Source organism: Gemmatimonas sp., assembly GCF_044376735.1.
GTDB lineage: Bacteria > Gemmatimonadota > Gemmatimonadetes > Gemmatimonadales > Gemmatimonadaceae > Gemmatimonas.
The window spans coordinates 1-23,596 of record NZ_JBILKJ010000042.1 but is presented as its reverse complement, the minus strand read 5'-3'; the positions used below and the strand labels follow the sequence as shown (position 1 = coordinate 23,596).

General features: G+C 66.7%; 21 protein-coding genes and 1 tRNA gene. 9 read left to right on the top strand and 13 right to left on the bottom strand.

Features of this window, described 5'->3' with window-relative positions; genetic code table 11:
• Window positions 1-106 precede the first annotated feature (106 nt).
• A tRNA-Pro gene (locus tag ACIRA7_RS08425) sits at window positions 107-180 on the top strand.
• A 62-nt stretch (window positions 181-242) separates the two neighbouring features.
• Here ACIRA7_RS08425 and ACIRA7_RS08420 read toward each other — a convergent pair.
• From ACIRA7_RS08420 to ACIRA7_RS08405, 4 genes are all read right to left on the bottom strand, one after another.
• The gene (locus ACIRA7_RS08420; RefSeq protein WP_396220404.1) at window positions 243-1,289 is read right to left on the bottom strand and encodes a carboxypeptidase regulatory-like domain-containing protein; all 1,047 of its coding nucleotides are present in this window, start codon (window positions 1,287-1,289) and stop codon (window positions 243-245) included.
• Between the two features lie 22 nt (window positions 1,290-1,311).
• On the bottom strand, window positions 1,312-1,635 hold the full coding sequence (locus tag ACIRA7_RS08415; RefSeq protein WP_396220403.1) for a helix-turn-helix domain-containing protein: 324 nt from the start codon (window positions 1,633-1,635) through the stop codon (window positions 1,312-1,314).
• The gene (locus tag ACIRA7_RS08410) at window positions 1,619-1,999 is read right to left on the bottom strand and encodes a type II toxin-antitoxin system RelE/ParE family toxin (RefSeq protein WP_396220402.1); all 381 of its coding nucleotides are present in this window, start codon (window positions 1,997-1,999) and stop codon (window positions 1,619-1,621) included. Before ACIRA7_RS08410 ends, ACIRA7_RS08415 begins: the two co-directional genes overlap by 17 nt.
• Before the next feature lie 201 nt (window positions 2,000-2,200).
• Entirely contained in the window at window positions 2,201-2,644 is a 444-nt protein-coding gene (locus tag ACIRA7_RS08405) for a hypothetical protein (RefSeq protein ID WP_396220401.1), read from the bottom strand.
• Window positions 2,645-2,763: 119 nt separating this feature from the next.
• Here ACIRA7_RS08405 and ACIRA7_RS08400 point away from each other — a divergent pair, with 119 nt between their 5' ends.
• The gene (locus ACIRA7_RS08400; RefSeq protein ID WP_396220400.1) at window positions 2,764-3,531 is read left to right on the top strand and encodes a tryptophan-rich sensory protein; all 768 of its coding nucleotides are present in this window, start codon (window positions 2,764-2,766) and stop codon (window positions 3,529-3,531) included.
• Window positions 3,532-3,535: 4 nt separating this feature from the next.
• Here ACIRA7_RS08400 and ACIRA7_RS08395 read toward each other — a convergent pair whose 3' ends face one another.
• The gene (locus tag ACIRA7_RS08395) at window positions 3,536-3,931 is read right to left on the bottom strand and encodes a hypothetical protein (RefSeq protein ID WP_396220399.1); all 396 of its coding nucleotides are present in this window, start codon (window positions 3,929-3,931) and stop codon (window positions 3,536-3,538) included.
• Between the two features lie 200 nt (window positions 3,932-4,131).
• Between ACIRA7_RS08395 and ACIRA7_RS08390 the strand changes: the two genes are divergently transcribed.
• Genes ACIRA7_RS08390 through ACIRA7_RS08370 form a run of 5 tightly spaced genes read left to right on the top strand, consistent with a single transcriptional unit; the run spans window position 4,132 to window position 13,272 of the window.
• The gene (locus ACIRA7_RS08390) at window positions 4,132-6,651 is read left to right on the top strand and encodes a DUF1592 domain-containing protein (protein ID WP_396220398.1); all 2,520 of its coding nucleotides are present in this window, start codon (window positions 4,132-4,134) and stop codon (window positions 6,649-6,651) included.
• An 11-nt stretch (window positions 6,652-6,662) separates the two neighbouring features.
• The gene (locus ACIRA7_RS08385; RefSeq protein ID WP_396220397.1) at window positions 6,663-8,039 is read left to right on the top strand and encodes a DUF1552 domain-containing protein; all 1,377 of its coding nucleotides are present in this window, start codon (window positions 6,663-6,665) and stop codon (window positions 8,037-8,039) included.
• Between the two features lie 39 nt (window positions 8,040-8,078).
• On the top strand, window positions 8,079-9,926 hold the full coding sequence (locus ACIRA7_RS08380) for an ankyrin repeat domain-containing protein (protein ID WP_396220396.1): 1,848 nt from the start codon (window positions 8,079-8,081) through the stop codon (window positions 9,924-9,926).
• Window positions 9,911-12,727: an Ig-like domain-containing protein gene (locus ACIRA7_RS08375; protein ID WP_396220395.1), complete on the top strand. Its 2,817-nt coding sequence runs from the start codon at window positions 9,911-9,913 to the stop codon at window positions 12,725-12,727. Before ACIRA7_RS08380 ends, ACIRA7_RS08375 begins: the two co-directional genes overlap by 16 nt.
• On the top strand, window positions 12,724-13,272 hold the full coding sequence (locus ACIRA7_RS08370; RefSeq protein WP_396220394.1) for a hypothetical protein: 549 nt from the start codon (window positions 12,724-12,726) through the stop codon (window positions 13,270-13,272). The genes ACIRA7_RS08375 and ACIRA7_RS08370 overlap by 4 nt, the downstream gene beginning before the upstream one ends.
• Window positions 13,273-13,389: 117 nt before the next feature.
• Here the strand turns inward: ACIRA7_RS08370 and ACIRA7_RS08365 are convergent, their stop codons facing one another.
• From ACIRA7_RS08365 to ACIRA7_RS08350, 4 genes are all read right to left on the bottom strand, one after another.
• Window positions 13,390-14,205: a creatininase family protein gene (locus ACIRA7_RS08365; protein WP_396220393.1), complete on the bottom strand. Its 816-nt coding sequence runs from the start codon at window positions 14,203-14,205 to the stop codon at window positions 13,390-13,392.
• Window positions 14,205-15,032, bottom strand: a complete 828-nt coding sequence (locus ACIRA7_RS08360; protein ID WP_396220392.1) for a creatininase family protein — start codon at window positions 15,030-15,032, stop codon at window positions 14,205-14,207. Before ACIRA7_RS08360 ends, ACIRA7_RS08365 begins: the two co-directional genes overlap by 1 nt.
• 112 nt (window positions 15,033-15,144) lie before the next feature.
• Complete coding sequence (locus ACIRA7_RS08355; RefSeq protein WP_396220391.1) at window positions 15,145-16,392, bottom strand: RagB/SusD family nutrient uptake outer membrane protein; 1,248 nt, start codon at window positions 16,390-16,392, stop codon at window positions 15,145-15,147.
• Between the two features lie 44 nt (window positions 16,393-16,436).
• A complete protein-coding gene (locus ACIRA7_RS08350) occupies window positions 16,437-19,340 on the bottom strand; it encodes a TonB-dependent receptor domain-containing protein (RefSeq protein ID WP_396220390.1) in 2,904 nt (967 codons plus the stop codon).
• A gap of 248 nt (window positions 19,341-19,588) precedes the next feature.
• On the opposite strand from ACIRA7_RS08350, the gene ACIRA7_RS08345 reads away from it, so the two are divergent.
• A complete protein-coding gene (locus tag ACIRA7_RS08345; protein ID WP_396220389.1) occupies window positions 19,589-20,206 on the top strand; it encodes a hypothetical protein in 618 nt (205 codons plus the stop codon).
• Between the two features lie 150 nt (window positions 20,207-20,356).
• On the opposite strand, the gene ACIRA7_RS08340 is transcribed toward ACIRA7_RS08345, so the two are convergent.
• The 3 genes from ACIRA7_RS08340 to ACIRA7_RS08330 form a co-directional block, all read right to left on the bottom strand.
• Window positions 20,357-20,539, bottom strand: a complete 183-nt coding sequence (locus tag ACIRA7_RS08340) for a hypothetical protein (protein ID WP_396220388.1) — start codon at window positions 20,537-20,539, stop codon at window positions 20,357-20,359.
• 54 nt (window positions 20,540-20,593) lie between these two features.
• Window positions 20,594-21,823, bottom strand: coding sequence for a hypothetical protein (locus ACIRA7_RS08335; RefSeq protein WP_396220387.1), 1,230 nt, complete (start codon window positions 21,821-21,823; stop codon window positions 20,594-20,596).
• Window positions 21,824-21,902: 79 nt separating this feature from the next.
• Window positions 21,903-22,763: an NAD(P)-dependent oxidoreductase gene (locus ACIRA7_RS08330; protein ID WP_396220386.1), complete on the bottom strand. Its 861-nt coding sequence runs from the start codon at window positions 22,761-22,763 to the stop codon at window positions 21,903-21,905.
• Window positions 22,764-22,842: 79 nt separating this feature from the next.
• Between ACIRA7_RS08330 and ACIRA7_RS08325 the strand changes: the two genes are divergently transcribed.
• Window positions 22,843-23,265, top strand: coding sequence for a c-type cytochrome (locus tag ACIRA7_RS08325; protein ID WP_396220385.1), 423 nt, complete (start codon window positions 22,843-22,845; stop codon window positions 23,263-23,265).
• A gap of 137 nt (window positions 23,266-23,402) precedes the next feature.
• Here ACIRA7_RS08325 and ACIRA7_RS08320 read toward each other — a convergent pair.
• The coding region (locus ACIRA7_RS08320) for a hypothetical protein (RefSeq protein WP_396220384.1) at window positions 23,403-23,596 on the bottom strand (194 nt) is incomplete at its 5' end.

Here is a 23,596-nt window from a genome sequence, read left to right as displayed (position 1 = left end):
CTATAGCTCAATTGGATAGAGCATCTGACTACGGATCAGAAGGTTGGAGGTTCGAGTCCTTCTAGGCGCGTAGTGGTTTGGATGCAGGTCGCACCACGAGATCGTACGGGGCGTAGCTTAGCCCGGTAGAGCGCCTGCTTCGGGAGCAGGAGGTCGCAGGTTCAAATCCTGTCGCCCCGACTGTACAAATAGAAACCCCGCAACGACTTCGGTCGCTGCGGGGTTCTTTGTGTCCAACCCCTTCATGCTATCAGATCGGTCCAGTTGAGAGGAATGCGCGATGGGTTCGTCACTACTGGCTTATGAGCCACACTGAAACCCATGGACCGCCTCCGCGATGAGTCGTGGCGGCAGCACCGCACCGACCGCCGGGCCAGCATGCTTGAAAGGAACCGAACTGTTCTGTGTTGCGGCCCCATACCTCTAATGAAGTCCACGCTGGCGAGCTCGATCGACCAGAGTGGCCGATTCGGCTGGGCCTCGCCGTTTACGAATAAGCAGATTGGGCGAGTCAGCTGTATGCCACGTTGAGTCAAGAGTCCCGATCGAGATATGCCGTCTTCCAGAGTCCGCGCACCGTAGCGCGTAAGCTGCGCCCGGTTAGCCACAAGCGTTCCGATACCTGCCCACGCCATTCGGTGACTGAGGTCAGACAGCGCGAAGCGAAGCTGTTTGGGGTCCTCTCCACGCTTCATGAGCAATACCAGCGACGTAGTGTCGCCTCGTTGTACCCTGCTCATGGCGGGGCGGGAGATGTATCCCGCGTGGCTAAGCTGGAGAGTGGAGAGTTCGGCCTTTGGCAAGGGGAACTCAAAGCGACCGAGGCTGTCCGTGACAACGCGCACGTCGCGTTTCATCGACCGGATCTGCACGCCGGCGAGCGGAGCCATTGTTTGCTCGTCGCCGACGACGCCGCGTATGCCGATCCACGCGTCAGCGCGCACCGCAACCTCGGCGATCTGCTGCGCCAGCCGTCTCAGCTGCACGCTAAACAAAGCATCGCCGCCGAGAATCTCGAAACTTGCAGAATCCGGCATGAACCCCAGCATAGTCGTGACTAACTGCGCGCGGCCTCGCGGAAGCACAACCGAGAAGCGTCCTCTGAAATCGGTACGCACGATGGTGTCGATTCCTAGCCCGCGCGCGTGCACGCGCGCGTTTGGGATGGAGTCTCCGGTAGTGCTGCGTACCGTTCCGCGCACGAGCTCTCGCTGTTGAGCGCCAACGGTGCGCGCTACGAGAATTGCGAGCGCGACAGCACCAAGAGGCCAAAGTTTCCAAACGCACATTTGCTGACGGTGCAGCAGCGGGTTAATCCAACACTGCCAGCCCGTGCTTCTTCACTACCGCGAGCATCTTGAGCGCGACGCCGCTCGGCCGCTTCGCGCCGGTCTCCCACTTCTCTACGGTGCTGGCGCTCGTGTTCAGCCGCCGGGCGAACACGGCCTGACTGACCTTGGCCTGCTCACGGAGCTTCTTTATCTGCCCGGGTGCGAGCGGCTCTGGGGCGCTGAGCGCGACCTCGTCGAACTGGCGCATCGTGGTCTTGCCGATGGCACCCACTTGGTGGAGCGCGGCGGCGGCGGAGTGAATCGCCTCGAAGGCGTCGCTCTTGTACTTACGCTTGGTCGCCATGACAGATCTCCTCGAGTTCCTTGGTCTTGAGCAGCGCCGTGAGCTGCGCCGCCGTCAGCTTTTCGTATCCGTTGGCCAGCGTTCGAAACGCCATCAGCTCGGCGGCATCGATGTTCGCCCGGTCTTTCTTGGCGAATAGGAAGGTCAGCACCCAGTGACGACCACCCTTGGCCAGGATGATGCTCCGGTAGAGGTTCCGACTCACTCGCTTCTTGTACACGCCGCCACCCAGGTCGTCGCACCGCCCCGCCTCGGCCTGCCTCACGGCCCGGCACAGCTCGTCGTTATCGATTCCCGCCTTTCGGGCCGCCTTGGCGAACCAGGCAGTCTTGAACGTGCGGGAGGGTCGGGGCGCGCCAGCCATTCCAAGAGTGTAGCACCAAGTGCTACACAGTACAAGAGAAGGCGAGTGACGTGTCGCGTCTGTCGCGGCCCCGGATCCCGCTCTCCTGCTTCGGGAGCACGAGGTCGCAGGTTCGAATCCTGTCGCCCCGACTGATATAAATAGAGACCCCGCAACGACTTCGGTCGCTGCGGGGTTCTTTGTGTTTCGGACCGGCGCCGCTCAGCCCACGGTCCACTTCGTGACGAGTCGCTGCCATGGGATCACCGCCGCGACCAGCGCCAGCGTGACCAGCGTGCCGATCAGCGCCCGCTTGGCCTTGGCGGCCGGGGCCGCGCCCTTCTTGACGAGCACCCCCGACACGGTCGCGGCGATGACCGCCAGCACCATCAGGAACGGGTGCTCCACCACCAGCCGGCGCAGCGCCGGATCTTTCATGGTGTCGCCCATCGAGGCCCGCGCGGCGGCGACGGCCGGACTCACGAACCACAGGCCGAGGCCGGCCACCAGCTGCAGATGCACGAGCAGGGTCAGCCGTCGCACCAGACCGGTGTCGGCGTCCGACCACGTGGCCTGTCGGCTGATCGCCCGCGCGATCACCAGGCCCCCGACGACGAGGACCGCCCACGCCAGCAGGTTGTGCGTGCCAATCAAAATTCCGTACATCCGATCATCCTCCGAAGATTGAGACGCCACCGACGCGTCATTGAGCGGCCTGCCATCTCCGGAATGTTATCCTGCAGCTCGATAGCGCGCGCTGCCTTTCCCCCTTTAGTCCCCCGCTCATGTCTCTGGCACGCAAGAAGGCAGGCAATGTCCTCGCCCTCGTGGTGGTCATCGCACTCAATGGCCTCGCCGCCTCGGGCGCGATGAGCGGAGACTCGATTGGCGTGCTCGCCAACCGCTACCGCTCGCTCTTCCTGCCGGCCGACTACGTGTTCGGCATCTGGAGCCTGATCTACCTCGGGCTCATCGCCTCAGCGATCTACCAGGCGCTGCCCACGGCCGGTGCCGAGCGGGCCGTGCAGCGCCTCGGCATCTGGTGGGCGGTGACCGGTGCGCTGAACGTGGCGTGGATCTCCCTCTTTTCGTTCGGACAGTTCGCGCTGGCGCTGCTGGTGATGGTCATATTCCTCGTCACGCTGATCGCGATCGGGGAACGCGTGCGCGGCGGGCGAGCGGGCGCGGACCGCGCCTCGCTGGCCGAACAGGCCTTCCTCGTCTGGCCGCAGGACATCTACCTCGCGTGGATCTCGGTGGCGCTGATCGCGAACAGCTTTCAGTTCGCCCACGCCGTGCAGTGGAATGGCTTCGGCATAGCGGAGTCGACGTGGGCGGTGGCGATGATGTTCGTGGCCACGGTGCTCGGCGCGCTCATGGCGTGGGAGCGCGGCAACTGGCTGTTCCCCCTGGTCGTGGCGTGGGCACTGCGCGGGATCGGCGCGCGATACCCGGAGGTCGCGGCCATTGCCGACGCGACGCGATGGCTGGTGCCGGCGGGTGTGGCGGTCGGCGCGGTCGCCTGGTTCGCCGGACGCCGAGCCCGCGGCTGACGCGCTACTTGGCGGTGACCTTGGCCAAGGCCGCCTCGAACGCGAAGCGCGCCGCGTCGTCGCTGCTGATGCGCCGGGTGAGTGCGCCGTAGCTGGCCTCGGTGAGCCCCTGCGCCGTCAGCGCCCGGTCCCGCTCCAGGCGGTACTTGCCGCGCAGTTCGGCCAGGACCTCAGGCTTTTTGTTCTTGGGGTCGGCATACTCGGCATCGGCGCGCTCCCGGAGGGTGTTCAGGGCCGCATGCGCCTTGGCGAAGGGCATCATGGCCGCGACGCTGTCGGGGTGGGGCGCGGCGGCGACCGGCGCCGTGGCCGGCGGCGGGGCGGCCTGTCCGTGGAGTAGTCGGGATGGACCCATCAGGACACAGCCGAACGCCAGCAGGGGAACGAAGGAGCGCAGCACGGGGGAAACTCCGGGGGCCGAGTGAGGACGGCTGGTACGGCGCCGCCGCTGGAAGCTCAGCCCTCGGGGACGGGCCGTCAACGGGTTGGTTCGCCGCCGCGTTTTCTTCTTGCCTTTCGTCGGTTTTCGCCCGAACGTTGCTATCTGCCGTTTCTTCCCGTCGATCCCCCCGCAGTTCCCTCCCCCGCATGAGGTCAGGCATGAAGGCGATCTCCGCACTGGCGGTCACGCTCTCATTCGCCGTCGCCCTTCCCGGCCATAGCGATTCTCGGCCCACCGATCCGCCACCGGCGCCCCGCGCCGTGGGGCATCCGGTGTTGCCCCGCCCCGTCGCGCGCCGCGCTGGTGCCCCCAAGTCGCCGCCGGTGGCGCGGATGGCGCCGGCGGAGCTCAACGGGGTCGTCAAGCAGTATTGCCAAAAGTGCCATAACCCCACCATGCGGCGCGGCAACCTGTCGCTGGCCGACTTTGACGTTGGGGCCCCCGACGCGAAGGCCGATGTCGCCGAAAAGGTGGTGGCGAAACTACGCTCCGGGATGATGCCGCCGGTGGGATCGGCGCGCCCGAGCGCCGACACGCTCGATGCGCTGGTGACCTCGCTCGAACGGCAGCTCGACGCCAGCGCCTTCGCGCATCCGAATCCCGGCCGTCGCACCTTCCAGCGACTGAACCGCGCCGAGTATCGCGCGGCGATCGCCGACTTGCTGAAGCTCGAGGTCGATGCCACCGCGTATCTCCCGCCCGACACCAAGAGCGACAATTTCGACAACATCGCCGATGTGCAGGCGCTGTCGCCCACGCTGCTGAGCGCGTACCTGCGCGCGGCGAGCGATCTGAGCCGGTTGGCGATCGGGAACGCCGGCGCGAGCGCCGCGTCGAACACGTATACGATGCCCAAGATGGCCTCGCAGGTAGACCACGTGGAGGGCACGCCGTTCGGCTCGCGTGGCGGCATGGTCGTACTGCACACGTTCCCCGCCGATGGCGAGTACCGCTTTGATGTGAACTTCTTCCACGAGACCACGGGCGCCTTTGCCGGCGGTCTGGCCCGCGGCGAACAGATCGAGATTTCCGTCGATGGCGAGCGCGTCGCGCTGCTCGGCATCGACCGCTTCATGCATGCGTCCGACCCGAACGGCGTGCAGATGGGGAGTGAGCGCGTGCGCGTCACGGCCGGCCCGCACAGGATCGCCGCCGCATTCGTGCCGCCGGCGTTTCAGGGCGTCGTGCAGGATCTCATCAGCCCGCTCAAGTATTCGCTCAACAGCACATCGAATGCGGTGGCCTACGGGTTTTCTCTGCTGCCGCACCTGCGCGAACTCACGGTGAATGGCCCGTACGCGGTGACCGGCGTCTCCGACACACCAGTGCGTCGCAACATCTTCAGCTGCCGTCCTGCCACGGTGACCGCCGAACGGCCGTGTGCGCTGTCGATCGTGAATCGCCTGGGCACGATGGCGTATCGCCGTCCGCTCACCGATGAAGATCGTGCCGGGCTGATGTCGCTGTACGACGCGGGCCGCAAGGGTGGAAACTTCGAGAGCGGCGTACGCACCGCCCTCGAGGGCATTCTGGCCAGTCCTGATTTTGTCTTCCGCTTCGAACAGGCGCCGCGCGACGTCGCGGCCGGTGCGAACTACAAGCTGCGCGACATCGACCTCGCCTCGCGGCTGTCGTTCTTCCTGTGGTCGGCGCCGCCCGATCAGGCGCTGCTCACCGCCGCCAGCCGCGGCACGCTCTCGCAAACGGCCGGACTCGAGCGCGAGGTTCGCCGCATGCTGGGCGACCCGCGGGCGAAGGCGCTGTCCACCCGCTTCGCGGCGCAGTGGCTGCGCTTGCCCGATCTCGACATCGTGCAGCCCGACATCCGGCAGTATCCGGATTTCGACGAGCAGCTGCGCGGTGCGATGCGACAGGAAACCGAGCTGTTCTTCGACGATCTCGTGCGCCGCGATCGTCCGTTGCTCGACCTGTATCGCGCCGACTACACGTTCGTGAACGAACGGCTGGCGCAGCACTACGGCATCCCCAACATCGTCGGCCCGTCGTTCCGGCGGGTGGCGTATCCTGACGCCGGACGGCGCGGCATCTTGTCGCACGCCAGTGTCCTCACGCTGACCTCGCACGCCGGTCGCACGTCGGCGGTGGAGCGCGGCAAGTGGGTGATGGAAGTCATGCTGAATTCACCACCACCACCGCCGCCGCCGGGGGTACCGGATTTGGAAGCCACCCCCGGGAGCGCGTCGGGGCGTATGCTCACGGTGCGTGAACGGATGGAGCAGCACCGCAAGAGCCCGGCGTGTGCCAGCTGCCACAAGATGATGGACCCGATCGGGCTCGCGATGGAGCAGTACGACGTCACGGGCCGTCTGCGCGTGCGCGACAACGGCATGCCGATCGACTCGCGCGGCGATCTGTGGGATGGCAGCACGGCCAGCACCGTCGCCGAACTGCAGCGGGCCCTGCTTCGGCGCGAGGATGCCCTGCTGCGCACGTTCACGCGCAACCTGATGGCGTATGCCATCGGACGTCGCATCGAAGCGTACGACATGCCGACGGTACGCGGGATCGTACGCGACGCCGCCAAGCAGGACCATCGCATGTCCGCCTACATCCTCGGCGTCGTTCGCAGTCCCGCCTTCCGCATGCAGCGCGCGGAAAGCGCCATTCCGAAAGCCACCGACGCGTCATCCGGCGCGTCGTCCCCGTCGTCCAAGTAAGGAGTCGCCTCATGGCGTTCATCAGCCGCCAACCACTGCCGCGCCGTACGTTCCTCAAGGGACTCGGCACCATGGTCGCGCTTCCGTATCTGGACGCGATGATCCCCACGACGGCCTTCGCGTCGAGCGCACCGGCCAATCCGGCGCGCCTGCTCTGTCTCGAGATGGTGCACGGGGCGGCCGGCTGCAGCCCGTTCGGCCTGACGGAACACCTCTGGGCGCCGCCCACGGCCGGACGTGCCTTCGATCTGAGCGCGACATCGTTGTCGCCGCTGGAATCGTGGCGCAAGTATCTCACGATCGTGAGCAATACCGACGTGCGCATGGCGGAAGCGTACAAGTCGGAAGAGATCGGCGGTGACCATTTCCGGTCGAGCGCCGTGTTTCTCACGCAGGCGCATCCAACGCAGACCGAGGGCTCGGACATCTTCGCGGGCACGTCGCTCGATCAGCTGTACGCGCAGCGATTCGGTCAGGCCACCCCGATTCCGTCGATGCAGCTGTGCATCGAGCCGCTCGATCGCGCCGGCGGCTGCGCCTACGGCTACTCGTGCATGTACACCGACTCGATCAGCTGGAGCTCGCCCACCGAACCGCTGCCGATGATCCGTGATCCGCGCGTGGCGTTCGAGCAGCTCTTCGGTACCGGCGGCACGCCGGCGGAGCGCGCCGATCGCACGCGCAGCACCGGCAGTGTGCTCGACTGGATCACCGGACGCGTGTCGCAGCTCAATCGTCAGCTTGGCGCCGGCGACCGGCGTCGCATGGAGCAGTACCTCGAGAACATCCGTGAGATCGAGCGGCGCATTCAGCAGGTCGAAGCGCGCAATGCCTCCGGTGAGGAGCGCGAGCTCGCCGGGGCGCCGGCGGGCGTGCCGGATTCCTTCACGGATCATGTGAAGATCATGTTCGACCTGCAGGTGCTCGCACTGCAGAGCGACATGACGCGCGTGTTCTCGTTCAAGATGGGCCGCGATGCCTCGGCCCGCGTGTATCCCGACAGCGGCGTGGCGACGGGCTTCCACCCGGCATCGCACCATGGCAACAACCCGGCGCGCGTGCGCGAGTTCGCGGAGATCAACCGCTACCATGTGAGCCTGCTGCCGTACCTGCTCGACAAGCTCAAGACGACGATGGATGGCGACACCCCGCTGCTCGACAAGACCACGATCATGTACGGCTCGCCGATGTCGGACAGCAACACGCACAACCACCGTCGCTGCCCGCTGATTCTGCTCGGCGGCGGCCACGGCCTGGCGTCGGGCAACCAGCACCTCAAGGCGCCCGACGGGACGCCGATGGCCAACGTGATGCTCAGTCTGATGCACAAGCTCGGCATGGACGACATCAACACGTTCGGCGACAGCACCGGCGAGTTCGCGTTCTAATCTGTCTTTGACCTGTTTCCCGCGCGGAGCGAAGGGCACATGAATCGAGCGATGCTGAAGGTGATCGGGGTGATCGCGTTGGGTCTTCCCGGGGGACTTCCTGTGGCGCTTCCTGTGGCGCTGCCGCCTTCGACACCGGTGGCCGATGCGGCCATGCGTGGCGACGGGGCCACGGTACGTGCGCTGGTGGCGACCGGTATCGACGTGAACGTGGCGCAGGGCGACGGCATGACGGCGTTGCACTGGGCGGCCAATCGCGGCGACTCGGCGCTCGCCGTGGTGCTGCTGCGCGCCAAGGCGCGCCTGACCGCGACCACGCGGATCGGCGGATACACGCCGCTCCACGTGGCGAGCCAGAGCGGCGCCACCGGCGTGGTGCGTGCCCTGCTGGCCGCGAAGGCCGATGCACGCGCCACCACCACCGACGGGGCGACGCCCTTGCATCTCGCGGCCGTTGCCGGGGTTCCCGGCACGATCACGGCGTTGATCGCCGCGGGCGCCGATGTGAACGCGAAAGAACCGGCGTGGGGGCAGACCGCCCTGATGGCGGCTGCGGCACGCGGCCGCGCCGACGCGGTGCGCACCCTGCTGAAGGCCGGCGCAGACCCGGCCATCACGGCCAAGACCGTGGACATCATGGCCGCCGCAGCGCAGGACCGTCAGGCCAAGGCGAAACGGGATGCCGTGCTCGCGCAGCTGCGCGAGGCGCAAGGGCAGACCAAGAATCCGAACTGGATGCCGAATCCGCAGCAGGTACAGGCGGCGGTGAAGGCGTCTCGCGAAGTCGAGGTGCAGGCCGCCACGAAGGCGGCCCTCGAGGGAGCGGCCGCTGCGGCCGCCGCCGAAGAGGCTCGCCTGGCCGCGCAGGGTGGTCGTGGCTTGGACGATGACAACCCGGCGTACAACGACCAGCTCGGCGTGCAGGGCGGCCATACGGCCCTGCTGCTCGCGGTGCGCGAAGGACAGGTGTCCGCCGTCGACGCGCTGCTCGATGGCGGAGCAAACATCGATCAGGTGAGCGCCGGTGATCACACGAGCCCGATGCTGATGGCCGCGATCAACGGCCACTATGATCTCGTGATGCGGCTGATCAAGCGCGGAGGGAATCCGAACCTGGCCAGCGACGCGGGCGCGGCCCCGCTCTTTGCGGTGTTGAACAAGGAGTGGGCGCCGTCGACGCGTACGCCGCAGCCGGCGTTTCAATTGCAGCAAAACGCCACGTATCTGGATGTGGTCGATGCGCTGCTGAAGGCCAAAGCGAATCCCAACGCACGCCTCGTGAAGTCGCTTTGGTACACCACGTACAACCGCGACAATCTCGGCGTCGACTTCTCCGGCGCCACGCCGTTCTTCCGCGCGGCGTACGCGACCGACGTGCCCGCCATGAAGTTGCTGCTGGCGGCCGGTGCCGACCCCATGATCGCGACGATCAAGCCCAAGCCCCGCGCGCGTCGTGGTGCGGTGGCCGTGACCCGTGAAGATCCGTCGGGGCTTGCGCCGATTCCCGAGGGCGGCTTGGGCGTGTTCGCGATTCACGCGGCGGCCGGCGTGGGCTACGGTCAAGGCTTTGCGGCCAACGATCACCGACATACCCCAGACGGCTGGATGCCCGCGGTGCGCTTTCTGGTCGAAGAACTGAAGTTCGACGTGAATGCGCGCGACTTCAACGGCTACACCCCGTTGCACCATGCGGCCGCGCGGGGCGATAACGCGATGATCGAGTACCTGATCTCGAAGGGCGCCGACGTGAAGGCGGTGGCGCGCACGGGACAGACCACGGTGGACATGGCCAACGGCCCGGTGCAGCGCATCTCTCCGTATCTGGACACGGTCGCGCTGCTCGAGAAGCTCGGCGCGAAGAATAATCACCGTTGCGTGTCCTGCTGAGTCGGTCGCTCGCAGCAGGCGGCTTGGCCGCCCTGCTGCTGGCGGCCTGTGGTGGTGGTGACGACGGGCCGACTGCGCCGCCCCCCGTTGCTTCGGTAGTCGTTGCGGCGGTCCCGGCCACGGTGTTGGTCGGGCAGTCGGTGCAACTGTCGGCTGCAGCCCGGTCGGCCAGCGGTGCGCCACTCACCGGGCGGGTGGTGCGCTGGAGCTCCTCGAATGCGGCCGTCGGCACGGTGTCGGACGCCGGACTGTTCTCGGCCGTCGCGGTCGGGTCGACCACGATCACCGCCAGCAGCGAAGGCGCGAGCGGCGCCGCCACGATTGCGGTCCTTCCCGTCCCCGTGGCGAGCGTGAGCGTGACGCCCACGGCGAGTACGCTGCTGGTAGGTCAGTCGCTGCAGCTCGCCGCCGCCCCGCGGGACAGCGTCGGCGGGCTGTTGTCCGGCCGGGACGTCACCTGGTCGTCGAGCGAGGCGTCCCGCGCGACGGTGTCCGGCACTGGCGTCGTCACAGCGCTCGGCGTGGGCCCGGTGACCATTTCAGCGTCCAGTGAAGGGCGCACGGGCACCGCCACGCTGTCGGTACTTCCCGTGCCCGTGGCGAGCGTGCTCGTGTCCGCGCCGTCGGCGCTCGTGCCGATCGGGCAGACGCTCCAGCTGTCCGCCGCCACACGCGACAGTGTGGGCGGCGCGTTGAGCGGACGGACCATTGCCTGGACGTCGAGCGATCCCACCAGGGCGTCGGTGTCGGGCTCCGGCGTACTGACCGCACTGACCGCTGGCGCGGTGAACATTACCGCGACCAGCGAGGGGCGCAGTGGCAGTGTGACGGTCACCATCACGGCATCGCAGGCGCCCATTCTGGCGAGCGTTTCCCCCGTCACGCTGACGCCCGGCCAGACCGCCACCCTCACGGGCATAGGGTTCGCCGAGTCCCCGGGCACGACCGTGACCGTGCGCGGCACGCCGGCCACCGTGGTCAGCGTGTCGTCCACGCAGCTCACGTTCGTGGTGCCGTGCGTGAACAGCGGCACGGTCACGATTCAGGCCAGCACGGCGCTGGGAGCCAGCGCGCCGCTGTCCGCCCCGCTCACGACGACGGCGCGGGCGTTGAGTCGCGGCGAGTCAGTGATTCTCACGGCAGCCGAGGCCAGCGTGTGCAACGAGCTCACGTCGGTGTCGGCGGCGGCCCGCTATCTGGTGGTAGTGTCGAGTGCGGCCACCAGCGCGAACACGCTGACCGACTTCCAACTGGCCGGCAACACGCCGTCGCCAGGCGCGGCCATCGCACGAGTCGCCGCTCCTGTGGCGCGCGAATCGACCACGAGACCGCCGGCGAATCTGCCGGTGGATGCCCACTTCGCGCATCTCGAACGGGAGCGGGCCTTGTATGCGTCGTTGCAGGCCAGTGGCGCGTTTCGTGAACGGCCGGTGCGCACCGTGGCGCCCGGAGGAGCTCCGGCACGCACCGTCGCATCGCCGGCCGTTGGTGACATGCGCTCGTTCTACTACAACTTCGGGGGCTGCACCGACTCCACCAACACCTTCCGCGGCCGGGCGATCTACATCGGTACGCGTGCGATCATCTGGGAGGACTCGGCCAACACGCTGCAATCGACCGGCGACACCGCCCTGGCCGGATTCTATGCCCGGCTCGGACAGATCTTCGACGACGACCAGTACGAGGCGATCCGCCGCACGTTCGGCGATCCGCTACGGCGCGATGCGTTGCTCGATAACGACGGGCGGCTGCACATGGTGTTCACCCAGAAGTTGAACGGCACCGGCGCTGCCGCGTATGTGACCTCGTGCGATCAATCGCTGCGTAACACGACGAATCGCGCCGCCAGCAATGTCGGTGAGCTGTTCTATGGTACGGTGCCGACCAGCGCGGGCTCGAACGTGAACAGCACGGCGTTCCCCGATGGTTGGTTTTACTTCATGGCGCGCACCGTCGTGCATGAGGTGAAGCACATCGCGTCGCTGTCGGCGCGCGTGGCGAATGGCGCCCCCTCGTTCGAGACGTCGTGGCTGGAGGAAGGCACGGCGCGTCACGCCGAGGAAATCTGGGTCCGCGCATCACTGCATCGTGTGCCGTGGAAGGGAAACATCGGCTACGGCAGCGCGGGCACGAATGGCGTGTTCTGCGACTTCAACCCACTCAATGCGACGTGCAACGCGGCCGATGCGCTGCGCCGGCCGAGCTACGGCATGCGGCGTCAGTTCAATGAGATCCGGCCAAAGCTGCTCGAGCCGTGGAACTGGTCGCCGTACGGCGATGCCACCGGGCAGTCGGGGTCGGTGTTCTATCAGACCGTCTGGTCGTTGGTGCGCTATGCGATCGACCGCTACGGCGCGAGTGACGCCGCCTTCCTCGGCGCGCTCACCAATAGTACGACAAACGGCACGGTGAACCTGGCCGCCGTGTCCGGCGTGCCGATGGAGCGCCTGATCGGCGGCTGGGGACTCGCCTTGTATGCCGACGACTATCCCGGCCTTGGCACCGCGAACGCCGATGTCATCGTTCCGACCTGGAACCTGCGGGACATCTACGCCGGCCTGAACGCCGATCCGGGATGGAGCACGCGGTGGAACACGCCGTTCCCGATCGCCCCGGTCGCGGTGCCCTTCGGTGCGTTCGAGACGACGCGCACGGGATTGCGCGGCGGTGCCCATGCGTACTTCGAGCTCTCGGGCTCGCTCTCGGGCTCAGTCACCGGGGCGCAGCTGCTGCAATTGCGCGGAGCGACCGGAGGGGCGCCGTCCACGAATCTGCGCCTGTCCATCCTGCGCCTGCAGTGACGATGCCGCGTCGCGTGCCGTGGCGGCGGCTCGGCGTCCTGGCCCTCGTTGGCGCGTCGGGGGTGGCCCTGCTGGCGGGATGCCGACGCGCCGGACCGACAACCGCACGTAACGGCCCGCCGGTGACGGACACGCTGCGCGGCATCGTCGCGATCACCGGTAGTGAGCCGCTCACGATGGTGGAGTTGACGGCCGTCGATGGTAGCGGGTGGCTGCTCGTGGGCGATTCGCTCGACGCCGTGCGCGCGGCCGCCGGGCTCGAGATCATGGTGCGCGGTGTGCCGCTCTCGCCGGACGGCGGCGCGCGCCCCGTCGCGCGGTTCAACGTGCGCGATTTCGCCGTGCGACGTGTGAACGGTATTGACGCGGTCGACGGTGTGCTCGAGCGCGCCGGCGCCGGCGTCGCGTTGCGCTTGGCGGACGGGCGCCTGCTGACGCTCACCGACGTGCCGGTGACGCTGCGCGACCAGATTGGCGCCCGTATCTGGTGGGCAGGGCCGTTGGATCGCGCTCCCAATGCGTATGGTATTCTGCGCGGGCGTTAGTACGTCGTTGCGCACACCGTCTGTCCGGCGCGATCCTCGCCGTGCTCGACGAGAGAACGCCCCGCGGCAACCATGGTTGCCGCGGGGCGTTTCTTCTGAATGACCGTCGCGACGTCGCTACGGCGTGCCGCCCTTCAAGGCCCGATACTGGGCCAACGCCGCATTCACTTTCTGATCGACGGCGATCTTGCCGATGGCCGCCGAGGCCTTGGTCGGATCGCCGGTCACGCCAGCGTCGGGACCGCCGCCGTTGGGCATGAGCTTGTCGAGCCGGATCCCGTCGCCGAACACGTAGAGCAACTGCGACGTGTCGCTGGTACCGGCGTGCGAGCCGACCATCTGCTCGTCCCACCCATACGTAGCCTTCAGATAGTCGCGAATCTGAATGCGCCCCTTCTGGTAGTAATCCACCAGCGCGTAGACGCGCACGCCGGTCCCTGCCCACTCCGCGTTGAGTGTGTTCGCCACCGCCGTAAGACCTGCCTGGTTGCCACCGCTGTCCCCGATCAGCAGGATATCGGTGAATCCCGACACGCGCAGCGATCGCACCGCGGCATCGAGCAACCGATCGTAGCTGGGCGACGGCAGCGAAATGACCCCGGGCTTCTCGCCGAAGTTCGGGCGCGTGTAGTCGCCCTCCGGCACGTACTGCACCGTGGGCGCCACCAGCGCGTTACCCAGTCGCTGCGCGATCTGCCCGGCGGCGAAGGTGACGATGTAATTGTGCTTGCCCATCACCATGTGCGGACCGTTCTGCTCGGTACCACCGGTGGGGATGATGGCTACGCGCTTGCCGCCCTGAATGGCGTCGCGAATCTCGGTCCACGTCATGGCCTCGAGATACGGTGCGGCCAGCAGGTTCGGGCGCTCCTGCGCCTGAAGCGCGGAGGTCGTCCCCACCGCGACGAGCGCGGTCACCAGTAGTCTGCGCATCAGAAGCCTCCCGTGGTGGCGCGCAGCGCACGAATCTGCGCCAACGCATTATCGATCTTGATCTGTACCAGTGCCTTGCCGAGCGTCGCGGTGGCTTTGGTGGGATCGCCATTCACGCCGCTGTCAGGGAAGCCGCCACCCGGTGCAAGACGATCGCGACGCACGAGCGCCGGATTCACGAACAGCAGTTCGGATGTGTCCACCATGCCGGCGTGACTGCCGATGGCCTCCATCGGGAAGCCGAGGCTGCCGAGATAGGTGCGAATATCTGCGGTGGATTTCGTGTAATAGTCGCCGATGAACAGCGCGCGGGCACCGGTGTCTTTCCAGGCCGCATTGAGCTGGTCGGCGGCGGCCTTCATGCCGTTCTGGTTGCCGCCGGAATCGCCAATCAGGATGACCGTCGTGAAGCCACCAGCACGCAGGCTCTTGGCGGCGTGCACGAGCAGTTCGATGAAGCGATCTTCGGGCAGCGTGATCGATCCCGCCTTCGCCATGTGCCCGCGAAGGGGCATCTCCCAGCTGCCTTCAGGCACATAGGTGATGATCGGTGCGATCAACGCGTCGCCGAGCGTACGTGCGATGCGCTCGGTGGTGTGTTGCAACACATACTTGTGTTCGCCGGTCACCATATGCGGGCCTTTCTGCTCCTGCCCGGCCGTGCCGATGATCACCGTCTTGGTCCCGGCGAGCATGCGGTCACGGATTTCCATCCATGTCAGCTCGTCGATGAATACCGGTGGTGCGGCCTTGGCCGCCGCCGGTTGCGCGCCGGCGCGGCTTCCCGCAAGCAGTAGCGCCAGCATCGTGAGAACGGGCAATCGCATCGACTGCATCTCCTGTGTCGGTCTAGGGGGAAACCAAACGTGGCGCCCCGAACTTGGGGCGCCACGTCATTAACACACACCAACGATGGTGCCGTGACGCGGCACCGTAAGGTTAGCGCGGAAAATTGAGGTTCGTCTGCTTCTCGGACAGCGGCGTGGCGAAGCACAGATCCCGCCCCGGAATTTCTTCCTTGGCGTCAAGTGCCCCCGGGCGGTTGAGCGCCGCCCAGCGACGCAGATCACCCAGACGACGCGCTTCCAGCCACAGCTCAATGCCGCGCTCACGCTTGAGTGCCGCCCACCCTTCCGTGAGGCTGGCGGCCGTGACCGGAGCCAACGACAGGGCGGTGCGACGCCCGTTGATCGAGGTGAGCGCACCGGCGAGATCACCCGCGATGAGCTTCACTTCCGCCTCGATCAGACGCATCTCCCAGCCCGTTGCAAGGTTGATGGGGGACGTGAGCGTGGGGTACTTGGTCTGGAAATACCAGCGCACGCGGCCCAAGGAACCGACGGCCGCATCGCCCACGAGGATGGTCAGGCTGCTATCGAAGGGGACCCGCGGATCGCGCGTGGCCCGACGATAGGGCTCGATGTACGTGTTCCACACCGTGTGGGCGCGATACGGCTGATTCGCGCTGGCCCAGAAGATCCGGTTGTACTGATCGAGTTCGTTCTGGTAGTACGGCATGCGATACGCGAACGTGCTTGCCACCGTCGCCGCATCCGTTGCGGCACCGGCCGTGTTGTTGCGCAGCAACCGCACCGATGCCCGACCAGCCGTGGCCGCCGAAACGAGATTGGCGTTGTTCGCGGCCGTCGCCACCGCGATCGCTTCGGTGAAGTTCGCCTCGGCGCGCTCGAAGTACACCGTGTGCGGGCCAGGCGCGCCACCGTTGATGACGCCTTCACAGAAGTTCTCGCCGAGATGTCGATTCGAGAACCCCGCCCATACCAGCGCCTGCGCCAAAGTGGCGCTGCTCCCGGCCGTGGTCCCGAGCACCGACTTGATGCGTGTGGCGGCGTCTTCGGAGGTCCAGCGGGCGCGCTGCGCAAAGTTCCACCAGGTGTCGCCGTCATTGTCGACCAGCTTACCATTCTGGTGCAGCACGGAGATGCCGAAAGCCGCTGTGGAACCGGCGGGAAAAATTTCACGGGTGGCGGCGCCACCGGTGTACGAGGTCCAGTTCAGCGCCTCGGCCAGGTCGCGGCCAGCGCCGTTCACCAGCGACGCCAGCGCGGACGGCGTGTTGAGCGCCTCGGCGCGGATCGGTCCGGGGTTGACGGCGTCGAGCGCACAGCCAGACACACCGGCCAGCACGCAGAGCGGTGCGGCAACGCGCAGTACGCGTCGCGACATCGTCGCGCGTCCTGAGGAATTCGAAGTAAGCATCAGCACGTTCCTCAGTAAGAGATGCGGAGTGACATCTGGAAGATCGCGGGTGCCGGGATCTGCTCGTTGATGCCGCGCACAGTCGCGTTGAACGAATCGTTGTTCGTCATCTCGGGGTCGAACAGCGGCATGCCGAAGTTCCGGCGGAAGAGATTCTGCGCCGAGAACACGAAGGTGCTGCTCGCCGTGCGCGGAATCAGCTTGCCCAGCGGCACGGTGAGCGAGATATCCCGAATGCGGAAGAAATCCGCCGGGAAGATGAACATGTCCGTACGGACGTTGGCCGGAATGCAGGTGAGCGTTTCGCGTGCCGTGATCGGCTTGCCCGCGGCAATGTTGGCATAGGCGTCGAAACAGGTGGGCCAGAGCACGGAGCGGGACAGCGCGTTGAACGACGCACCCTCTTCGATGAAGGCGCCACCCTGGTACTCGCCGCGCACCGACAAGCTGACGTTCTTCCAGCCGCGGATGTTGATGTTGCCACCGATGATCCTGGTGGGCTGGCTCGGGCCGAAGTCGTGGTTCGACACGGTATCCGGCGCAACGCCGCGCGCGTCGGCATTGCGAATGAGCTTACCGCGCACGACGGGTGCCTGCTTGCCTTCCACCACCCAGCCGGAGTTCCCGACGGTGAAGGCCGGCGCGCCGCCCAGGCTGACCACTCTGCTGTCGTTCGTGGTGAGGTTGACGCCGGCTTTCAGCCCCCACGATTCACGATTGATCACATCGTGGTTGACTGCCAGCTCGATGCCCGACTTGTTCATCTCACCGACGTTGCGGAGCGCGTTGGCGAGAAAGCCCTCACTGGGAACCGACCGCACGCTGAACAGGGCGTCGGTGGTGGTGGCGTTGAAGTAGGTGAAGTCGACAGAGGTCCGACCGCTGAACAGCGTCTGATCGAAGCCAAGTTCGAGTTCGGTGGTACGCTCCGGGCCCAGGTCGGGATTGCCAAGATTGGCGGGGCGCACGGCGGTGGTGGTGCCCCAACCCACCTGATTGTACGTCCGCACGGCGGCAAAGGCGCCCGGTGCACGGCCGGCCGAACCGAAGGCACCACGCAGCTTGAGCGTGCCGTACTTCTCCTTCCAGAACGACTCCTCGGACAGCACCCAGGAGCCGTTGATCTTCGGATAGAACTGGAGACCGAAGTCCTTACCGAACGCGCTGTTGCCGTCGATTCGACCGCCGACGGTCACGAAGTAGCGGTCCTTGAAGCCCATGAGAATCGTACCGAACGCGCCGCCCGTGATGACGCGCTGCCGGTTCTCGTCGGCGTTCTTGATGGCGCCGCTCTGCACCGTCGGATCAGACGGCGTGGCGAAGTTCTCGGCCAGCGCGACGACATCACCGACATTGGAATTGACGTACTGCGTACCGGCCGACGCGGTGACCTTGAGATCACTGCCAAGATTGAAATCGTAGTTGTTCACCCAGTCGGTGCTCAGGGTGACGTTGGACCAGCGCTGGTTCTGGATGACGCCGAGCGGCGCCGCCGGGAATCCGAAGGGGCGCACGTTGCGGTTCTCGAGCGCCGCGCGGTCGAGGCCCACCGTGAGCCGGCTGGAGAATCGCGTGAAGGGGGTCCACGTGCTGGTGAGACCCATGATCAAGCGATCGATGTTCGTGGCCAGCTGCTGCGCCAGCACCTTGCGGATCGTGTCCGGGTTGGCGTTACCGAAGTAATTGCGGTCGCGGCGGAAGGCGTTGAGCGTGAGACCCTGCGCGTTGTTACCGGCGGGCGTCTGATCGATGAGATTGTTGGTGTAGGCACTGCTCCAATTCATCGCCAGCTTCTTCATTGGCTGGAAGTCGAGATTGGCCCGCACCTGATACTTGCGGTCCCGGTCGTTGGGCAGCACGCCGTCGACGTTTTCGATGTTGGTGGAGAGCAGGTACTTGAGATTGTCGCCCGTACCGCCCGACACCTGAACCTGCGTGCCGTAACGCGCCGCATAGTTGTCGAGGCCGGGGATCCAGCCGGACCCTTCGCTGTTGCGCAGGAACGGATCCATGAACAGCAGCGGCACCGAGTCGGTACCGAACTTCTGCAGGCTGCTCACGCCGCCGTTGAAGCGCACCTGCCACTTGGCCGCGCCACCCGCACCACGCTTGGTGAAGATCTGGATCACGCCGGCGGCGGCATCGGTGCCGTACAGCGTGGCGGCAGCCGCACCCTTCACGATTTCGATGCGATCGATATCGTCCGGGTTGATGTCGTTGAGCGGGCTGGAGTTCGAGTTGGCACCGCGCTGCGTGGTGCCGGTGAAGATGCCGTTGCGCGGATACTCGTCGCTGCGCGTACGCACGCCGTCAATGAAAATGAGCGGCTGGTTGGTCAGCGACACGGAGGTGGTGCCGCGCAGGCGGATGGCGGAACCGCTGCCGGCGTTACCGACGCCACCGCCGACCGTGACACCGGCCAACCGGCCCGAGAGCAGGTTGGTCACGTTCGAGGGGATTTCCGGCACCTCGGCGATCTTGACCTGGGCGATCGAGTTGCCGACTTCACGCTTGCGGGCCGAACCGCCGGTGCCGGTGACGACGACTTCATCGAGCGACAGCGCACTCACCGTGAGGGCGAACGTGACCGTCGTGGTCGCGCCCGCCGTCACCACGATCGGCTTGTCGACCGGCTGGTAGCCGATCAGTCGCGCGCGCGCGACCTGATTGCCCGCGGGAACGGAGGCGATGGTGAACGCGCCACTCGCGCTCGTGATCGCGCCCAGCATCGTGCCCGGAATCGCGATCTGCACGTTCGCCAACGGCGCGCCCGTGGCACTGTTCGTAACCGTACCACGGACCGTGCCGAGCGCGCCTTGCGCCTCGGTGACGGTGGGCATCAGCGTGCCGGCAGCGGCTATAGCAGCGAACAGCGCCGCGAAAGCTTGGCCGCCAACATATCGGCGGAAGCGCATCAGGACCTCTATGCGGGTGAGGGGAGGAGCGCGTCGCACTGCGGGGAGGGAGGCAGGCGATTTCGAACGAGACCACGAAGTAGCACCGCATCGGGCGCCTCAAGCAACCCGGGCGGCGGAGCTTGGACTAGATTCGGGCTCAGACATGACGTTGTCAATAAATTTCCAGATATTGACGAGTTTCGTCCCGCTCCTCCACGTATCCAACCCGTTGGCGGCCGTTTGGCCGCGCGGTCACCAGCGGCGACATGACCCGCGACTGCCCCTCACCAGACCGCATCACCGACATGGAACGACGCTGGATCATCGCTGCTCGGGTCTTTCTACTGACCCTCACCTACGCGGTCGTCCGCTACACAGTCTTCGGGTCCGTCCCCCCCTCGCAGTTGCCGGTCTTCCTGTCGAACAAGGCGATCTCGGTGACGGCGCTCGTGGTGACCGGTTCATCAATGGTGACGAATGGGTCGCGACGTACGGCCCTCGGCGCCGTCGGCGCCGCGCTCGTGCTGCTGCACGTGGTGCTCTCCCTCATCGTCCTGACCCCGGCCTACCTCGGCAAACTGTTCGACGCGCGCGGGACGTTGACCGCCGCGGGCGAGTGGTCGATGCTGGCCGGGGCTGTCGCGGGCCTCATCATGATGCGCCTTGCGAGCCAGCCGAGCGACGTATTGGGATCGGGGAGCCTGGTCCCGGGGGCGGGGCAATGGATCCTGGCGCTGTCGGCCCTGCATGTGCTGGCGCTCGGCTACCCCTCCTGGATCGATCCGGCACACTGGCCCGGCCATCTGCCGCCGATCTCGATGCTGTCCTTCCTCGCCGCCGTCGGCTTTCTCATCGCGCGGCGAACGGGGTGGCGCCTGCCGTGAAACCTCGCGTTCAGGGTAGCCCGACCAGAACGCGTGAGCGAACGCTGCTCGGAGATGCCGCAGGCCGCAGTTCGGCCGAACCGGCCGAAAACGTCACGGCCCGCCTCGACAGGGTCGCGGCGGGCCGTGCGGATCGTGTCGCGTGTGCCCCTACGGGCGCGCCGGACCCATGATGTTCTTGGCGTACAGCGCGATGATGATCGCGACCAGCGCGACCTGACCGATGGGGCCGATCGCAATAATCCCGCTGAAGATCGCCGAGATGAGCGTCAGCGGCAGCTTGACGATGGGCAGGAGCCAATCGGCGTTGGCGGGATGTGAGAAAAACGGCATGAATGGCCTCGCAAGGGTTCAGAACGACGACGAGCGAACGTTAGCGGGTCCGGCTCAGCCCCGGAAGCGCTGGAGGTACTGCAGGTCGTCATCGTCCACCCGGATCGTGTAGACCGCGCCGCCCGCGCCGAAGCCGATCACACGGGTCTGCTTGGGCAACACGACCTTGCCGGTCAGCTTTCCCGCCGCCGAAAAGACATCGTAGGTCGGGATCGGATCGGAGGCGGCGCGATTGCGGGCGACCCAGATCTCTCCCGTAGGCGTGGAGAAGATGCCGTTCGAATTGAACGGCGGCTTCGTCGCGGGCCACTCGGTCGGCTCCTCGAACGGTGGTGGCGCTGTGCTGGCGCGGTTCTGGGAGCCGCCGGGGCCGCCTTCGGTGCGCATGATCATGATGCCACCCGCGTTCTTCGACTGATCGCGGAACTCCTGCTTTTCGGCGCTGCCGACCTTGACCGGCGAGAACGCGACCGCGGCGCCACGGGTGACGGCCCGCGTGGGGGAGATGAGATCGAGGTGATAGTCGCCGACCCGGGCGATCACCACGGTGCCGTTGGGGAGCACCGTCCAGGCATCGCGCGCCGAATACGGCGTCCGTCCCCCGATCCGCACTTCCATGCGCTGGTTGCCGCCACTGCCGCTGGATTTCACCGAGGCGTTGTTCTTGGGCAGGTTCACCCAGGCCAGGGTGTCCACGGACTTGGTGGCGCGATCGTACCGCACAATCGGGGCGGTATCGGCCGTGACGGGTCCGTTCGGACCCATCGAGATACCGCCGCCTTCAAAGTAGAGGCGTCCGCGCGCATCGGAGGCGCGCGGCATGCCGAACCCCAGCCCACCGATCCGCATGACCGGCCCGCCGCCCTCGGGGCGCTGGCCCGCCTGTGGACGCGGCGGCGGCGACGGCTCGTCGCCCACGCGGAACGACACACCCGGCTTGCCGTCGGGGTGCACCATGAGGTAGCGCTGGTTGAGCGGATCGAAGATCACGCTGCTGTCGCCGGGGAGCGCGAACAACTGCGTGGGCAGTCCGTACTCGCCGGGTCCCGATCCCTCGCGGCCGACCTTGGTGGCGCTGTTGGCGGTGAGGTTGACGAGCTGCACGAGCTTGTCGCGGCTGTCGACGACCAGCAACCGGCCGTCCTTCAACTCACGGACGGCGGCAATCTGCGAGAACGGCTCGCTGTATTCGGCGAGCGGCTTGGCGAGCGTACGGCTGGGCTGCTGGGCGGCGACGGGGAGGGCGGCCGAGGCCAGCAGCGCGAGGGCGTAGGAAGTGCGCATAGGCGGAGAGTGGGGGGGGAGGTCACGAACGATAATCCGTTACCCCACCCCTCGCTTCCGGTTGCCACGGTACTCCGGGCTAGGCGCTCGTTCCGGCGATCGCGTCTTTCGCGATCACGGCGAAGTCGCGGGCGCCGAAGCCTTCGGCGATCACGGCATCCATGCGGGCCGCGAGCGACGGCAGCACGGCGAGCGGCAGGTCGCCCGCCGTCTCCATCATGAGGCGAATGTCCTTGCGGGCCATCGTGAGCTCGAAGCTCGCGTCGAACTTGCCCGCCGCCATGGTGCGCCCACGCCCCTGCAGGATGTTGCCGGGATTGAAGAACTCGAGAAGCTTGAGCGCGTCGGTGGGCGTGATGTCGGTGCCCTTGGCAATGCTGTACACGTCGCTGAGCAGGGCGCCCATGCCGATGATGAAGGCGTTGCCCATGAGCTTGTAGGCCGCCGCGAGATCATTGCGCTCGCCGAAGTACTCCACGCGCACGGCCATGGCGGCAAGCGCGTCTTTGACCGATTCGTAGAGTGCGGCGGGGCCGGCGGCGAGGATGATGCCCTGACTCAGTCGCGCGGCGGCCGGCCCGATGAAGACGGGGCAGTGCAGATAGTGCACGCCGTCGGCGTTGAGGCGCGTGGCGCGTTCGGCGGTGAGCGCCGGCTGCGTGGTGGTGTGATCCACGATGATCGCGTCGGGGGCGAGCCCGGCGCGCAGCTGTGCGATGACGTCTTCCACGACCGCATCATCCTTGAGCACCAGATGTACGCGGGTGGCACCGCGCACCGCATCGGCCGGTGTGTCGGCGACGATGGCGCCAAACGACTCGAGGGCGCGGGCCTTGTCGATGGTGCGGTTCCATACCGTCACCGTATCGCCGCGCTGGCAGGCGGCTTCCACGAAGCCGCTACCGAGCAGCCCCGTGCCGAGAAACGCGATAGTGGTCATGCGCAAAAGATAGCCGTTTCCGACCGCACACTGCACTTTTCGGTCGGTCCCCTTCCTCCCCCTTCAGCCCTCTCCGCTCATGCGTCGTCTCGTTACGCTCACTGTGCTGTCCACGCTCGCGGTCGCCTGCAAATCATCCGGCGGCGGCAAGGCCAACCTCAGCCCGAAGGCCGATGCCAAGGCCGCCAAGCCGGCGGCGGTCACGGCCGCCGCGGTGGCCATGGGCGACTCCATCTTCAACAACGGCTCGTGCGCCCGCTGCCACGGCAAGGGCGGCGTCGGCGCCACGAATGCGCCGTCGCTGGCCGGCCCGAAGTTCCTGCAGATGACGACGGGCAGCTTCGAGGAGATCGTCGCCACGATCGTGAGCGGCGTGCCGAAGGAGAAGATCAAGGACCCGACGCATCCGAACCCGATGGGCGCCCGCGGCGGCCGCATGGCGCTCACGGATCCGCAGATCCAAGCGGTGGCGGCGTACGTGTGGACGTTGTCGCACAAGTAGACGTCAGACGTCAGACGTCAGCGGTTCACGCGAAGGGCGCGAAGATCGCGAAGGCACGCGAAGCACAGCAACGGCAAAGACTTTTCTTTTGTTGTTCTTCGCGACTCTTCGCGGCCCTTCGCGAACTTCGCGTGAACCTACGATGCTGCGGCAGGCACTACAGCTCGTGCCCGCCGCACGCGCCGCCCCACCAGTAACGCCGGCATGACGAACATCACGCCGAGCGTGCCGGCGACGGTGCCACCGGCGGTGGCCAACGCGATGGCGCCGAACAGGCGGGTGGCATCGGTGCCCACGGACAGCGGAATGAGCGACGCCATCGCGGCCAGCG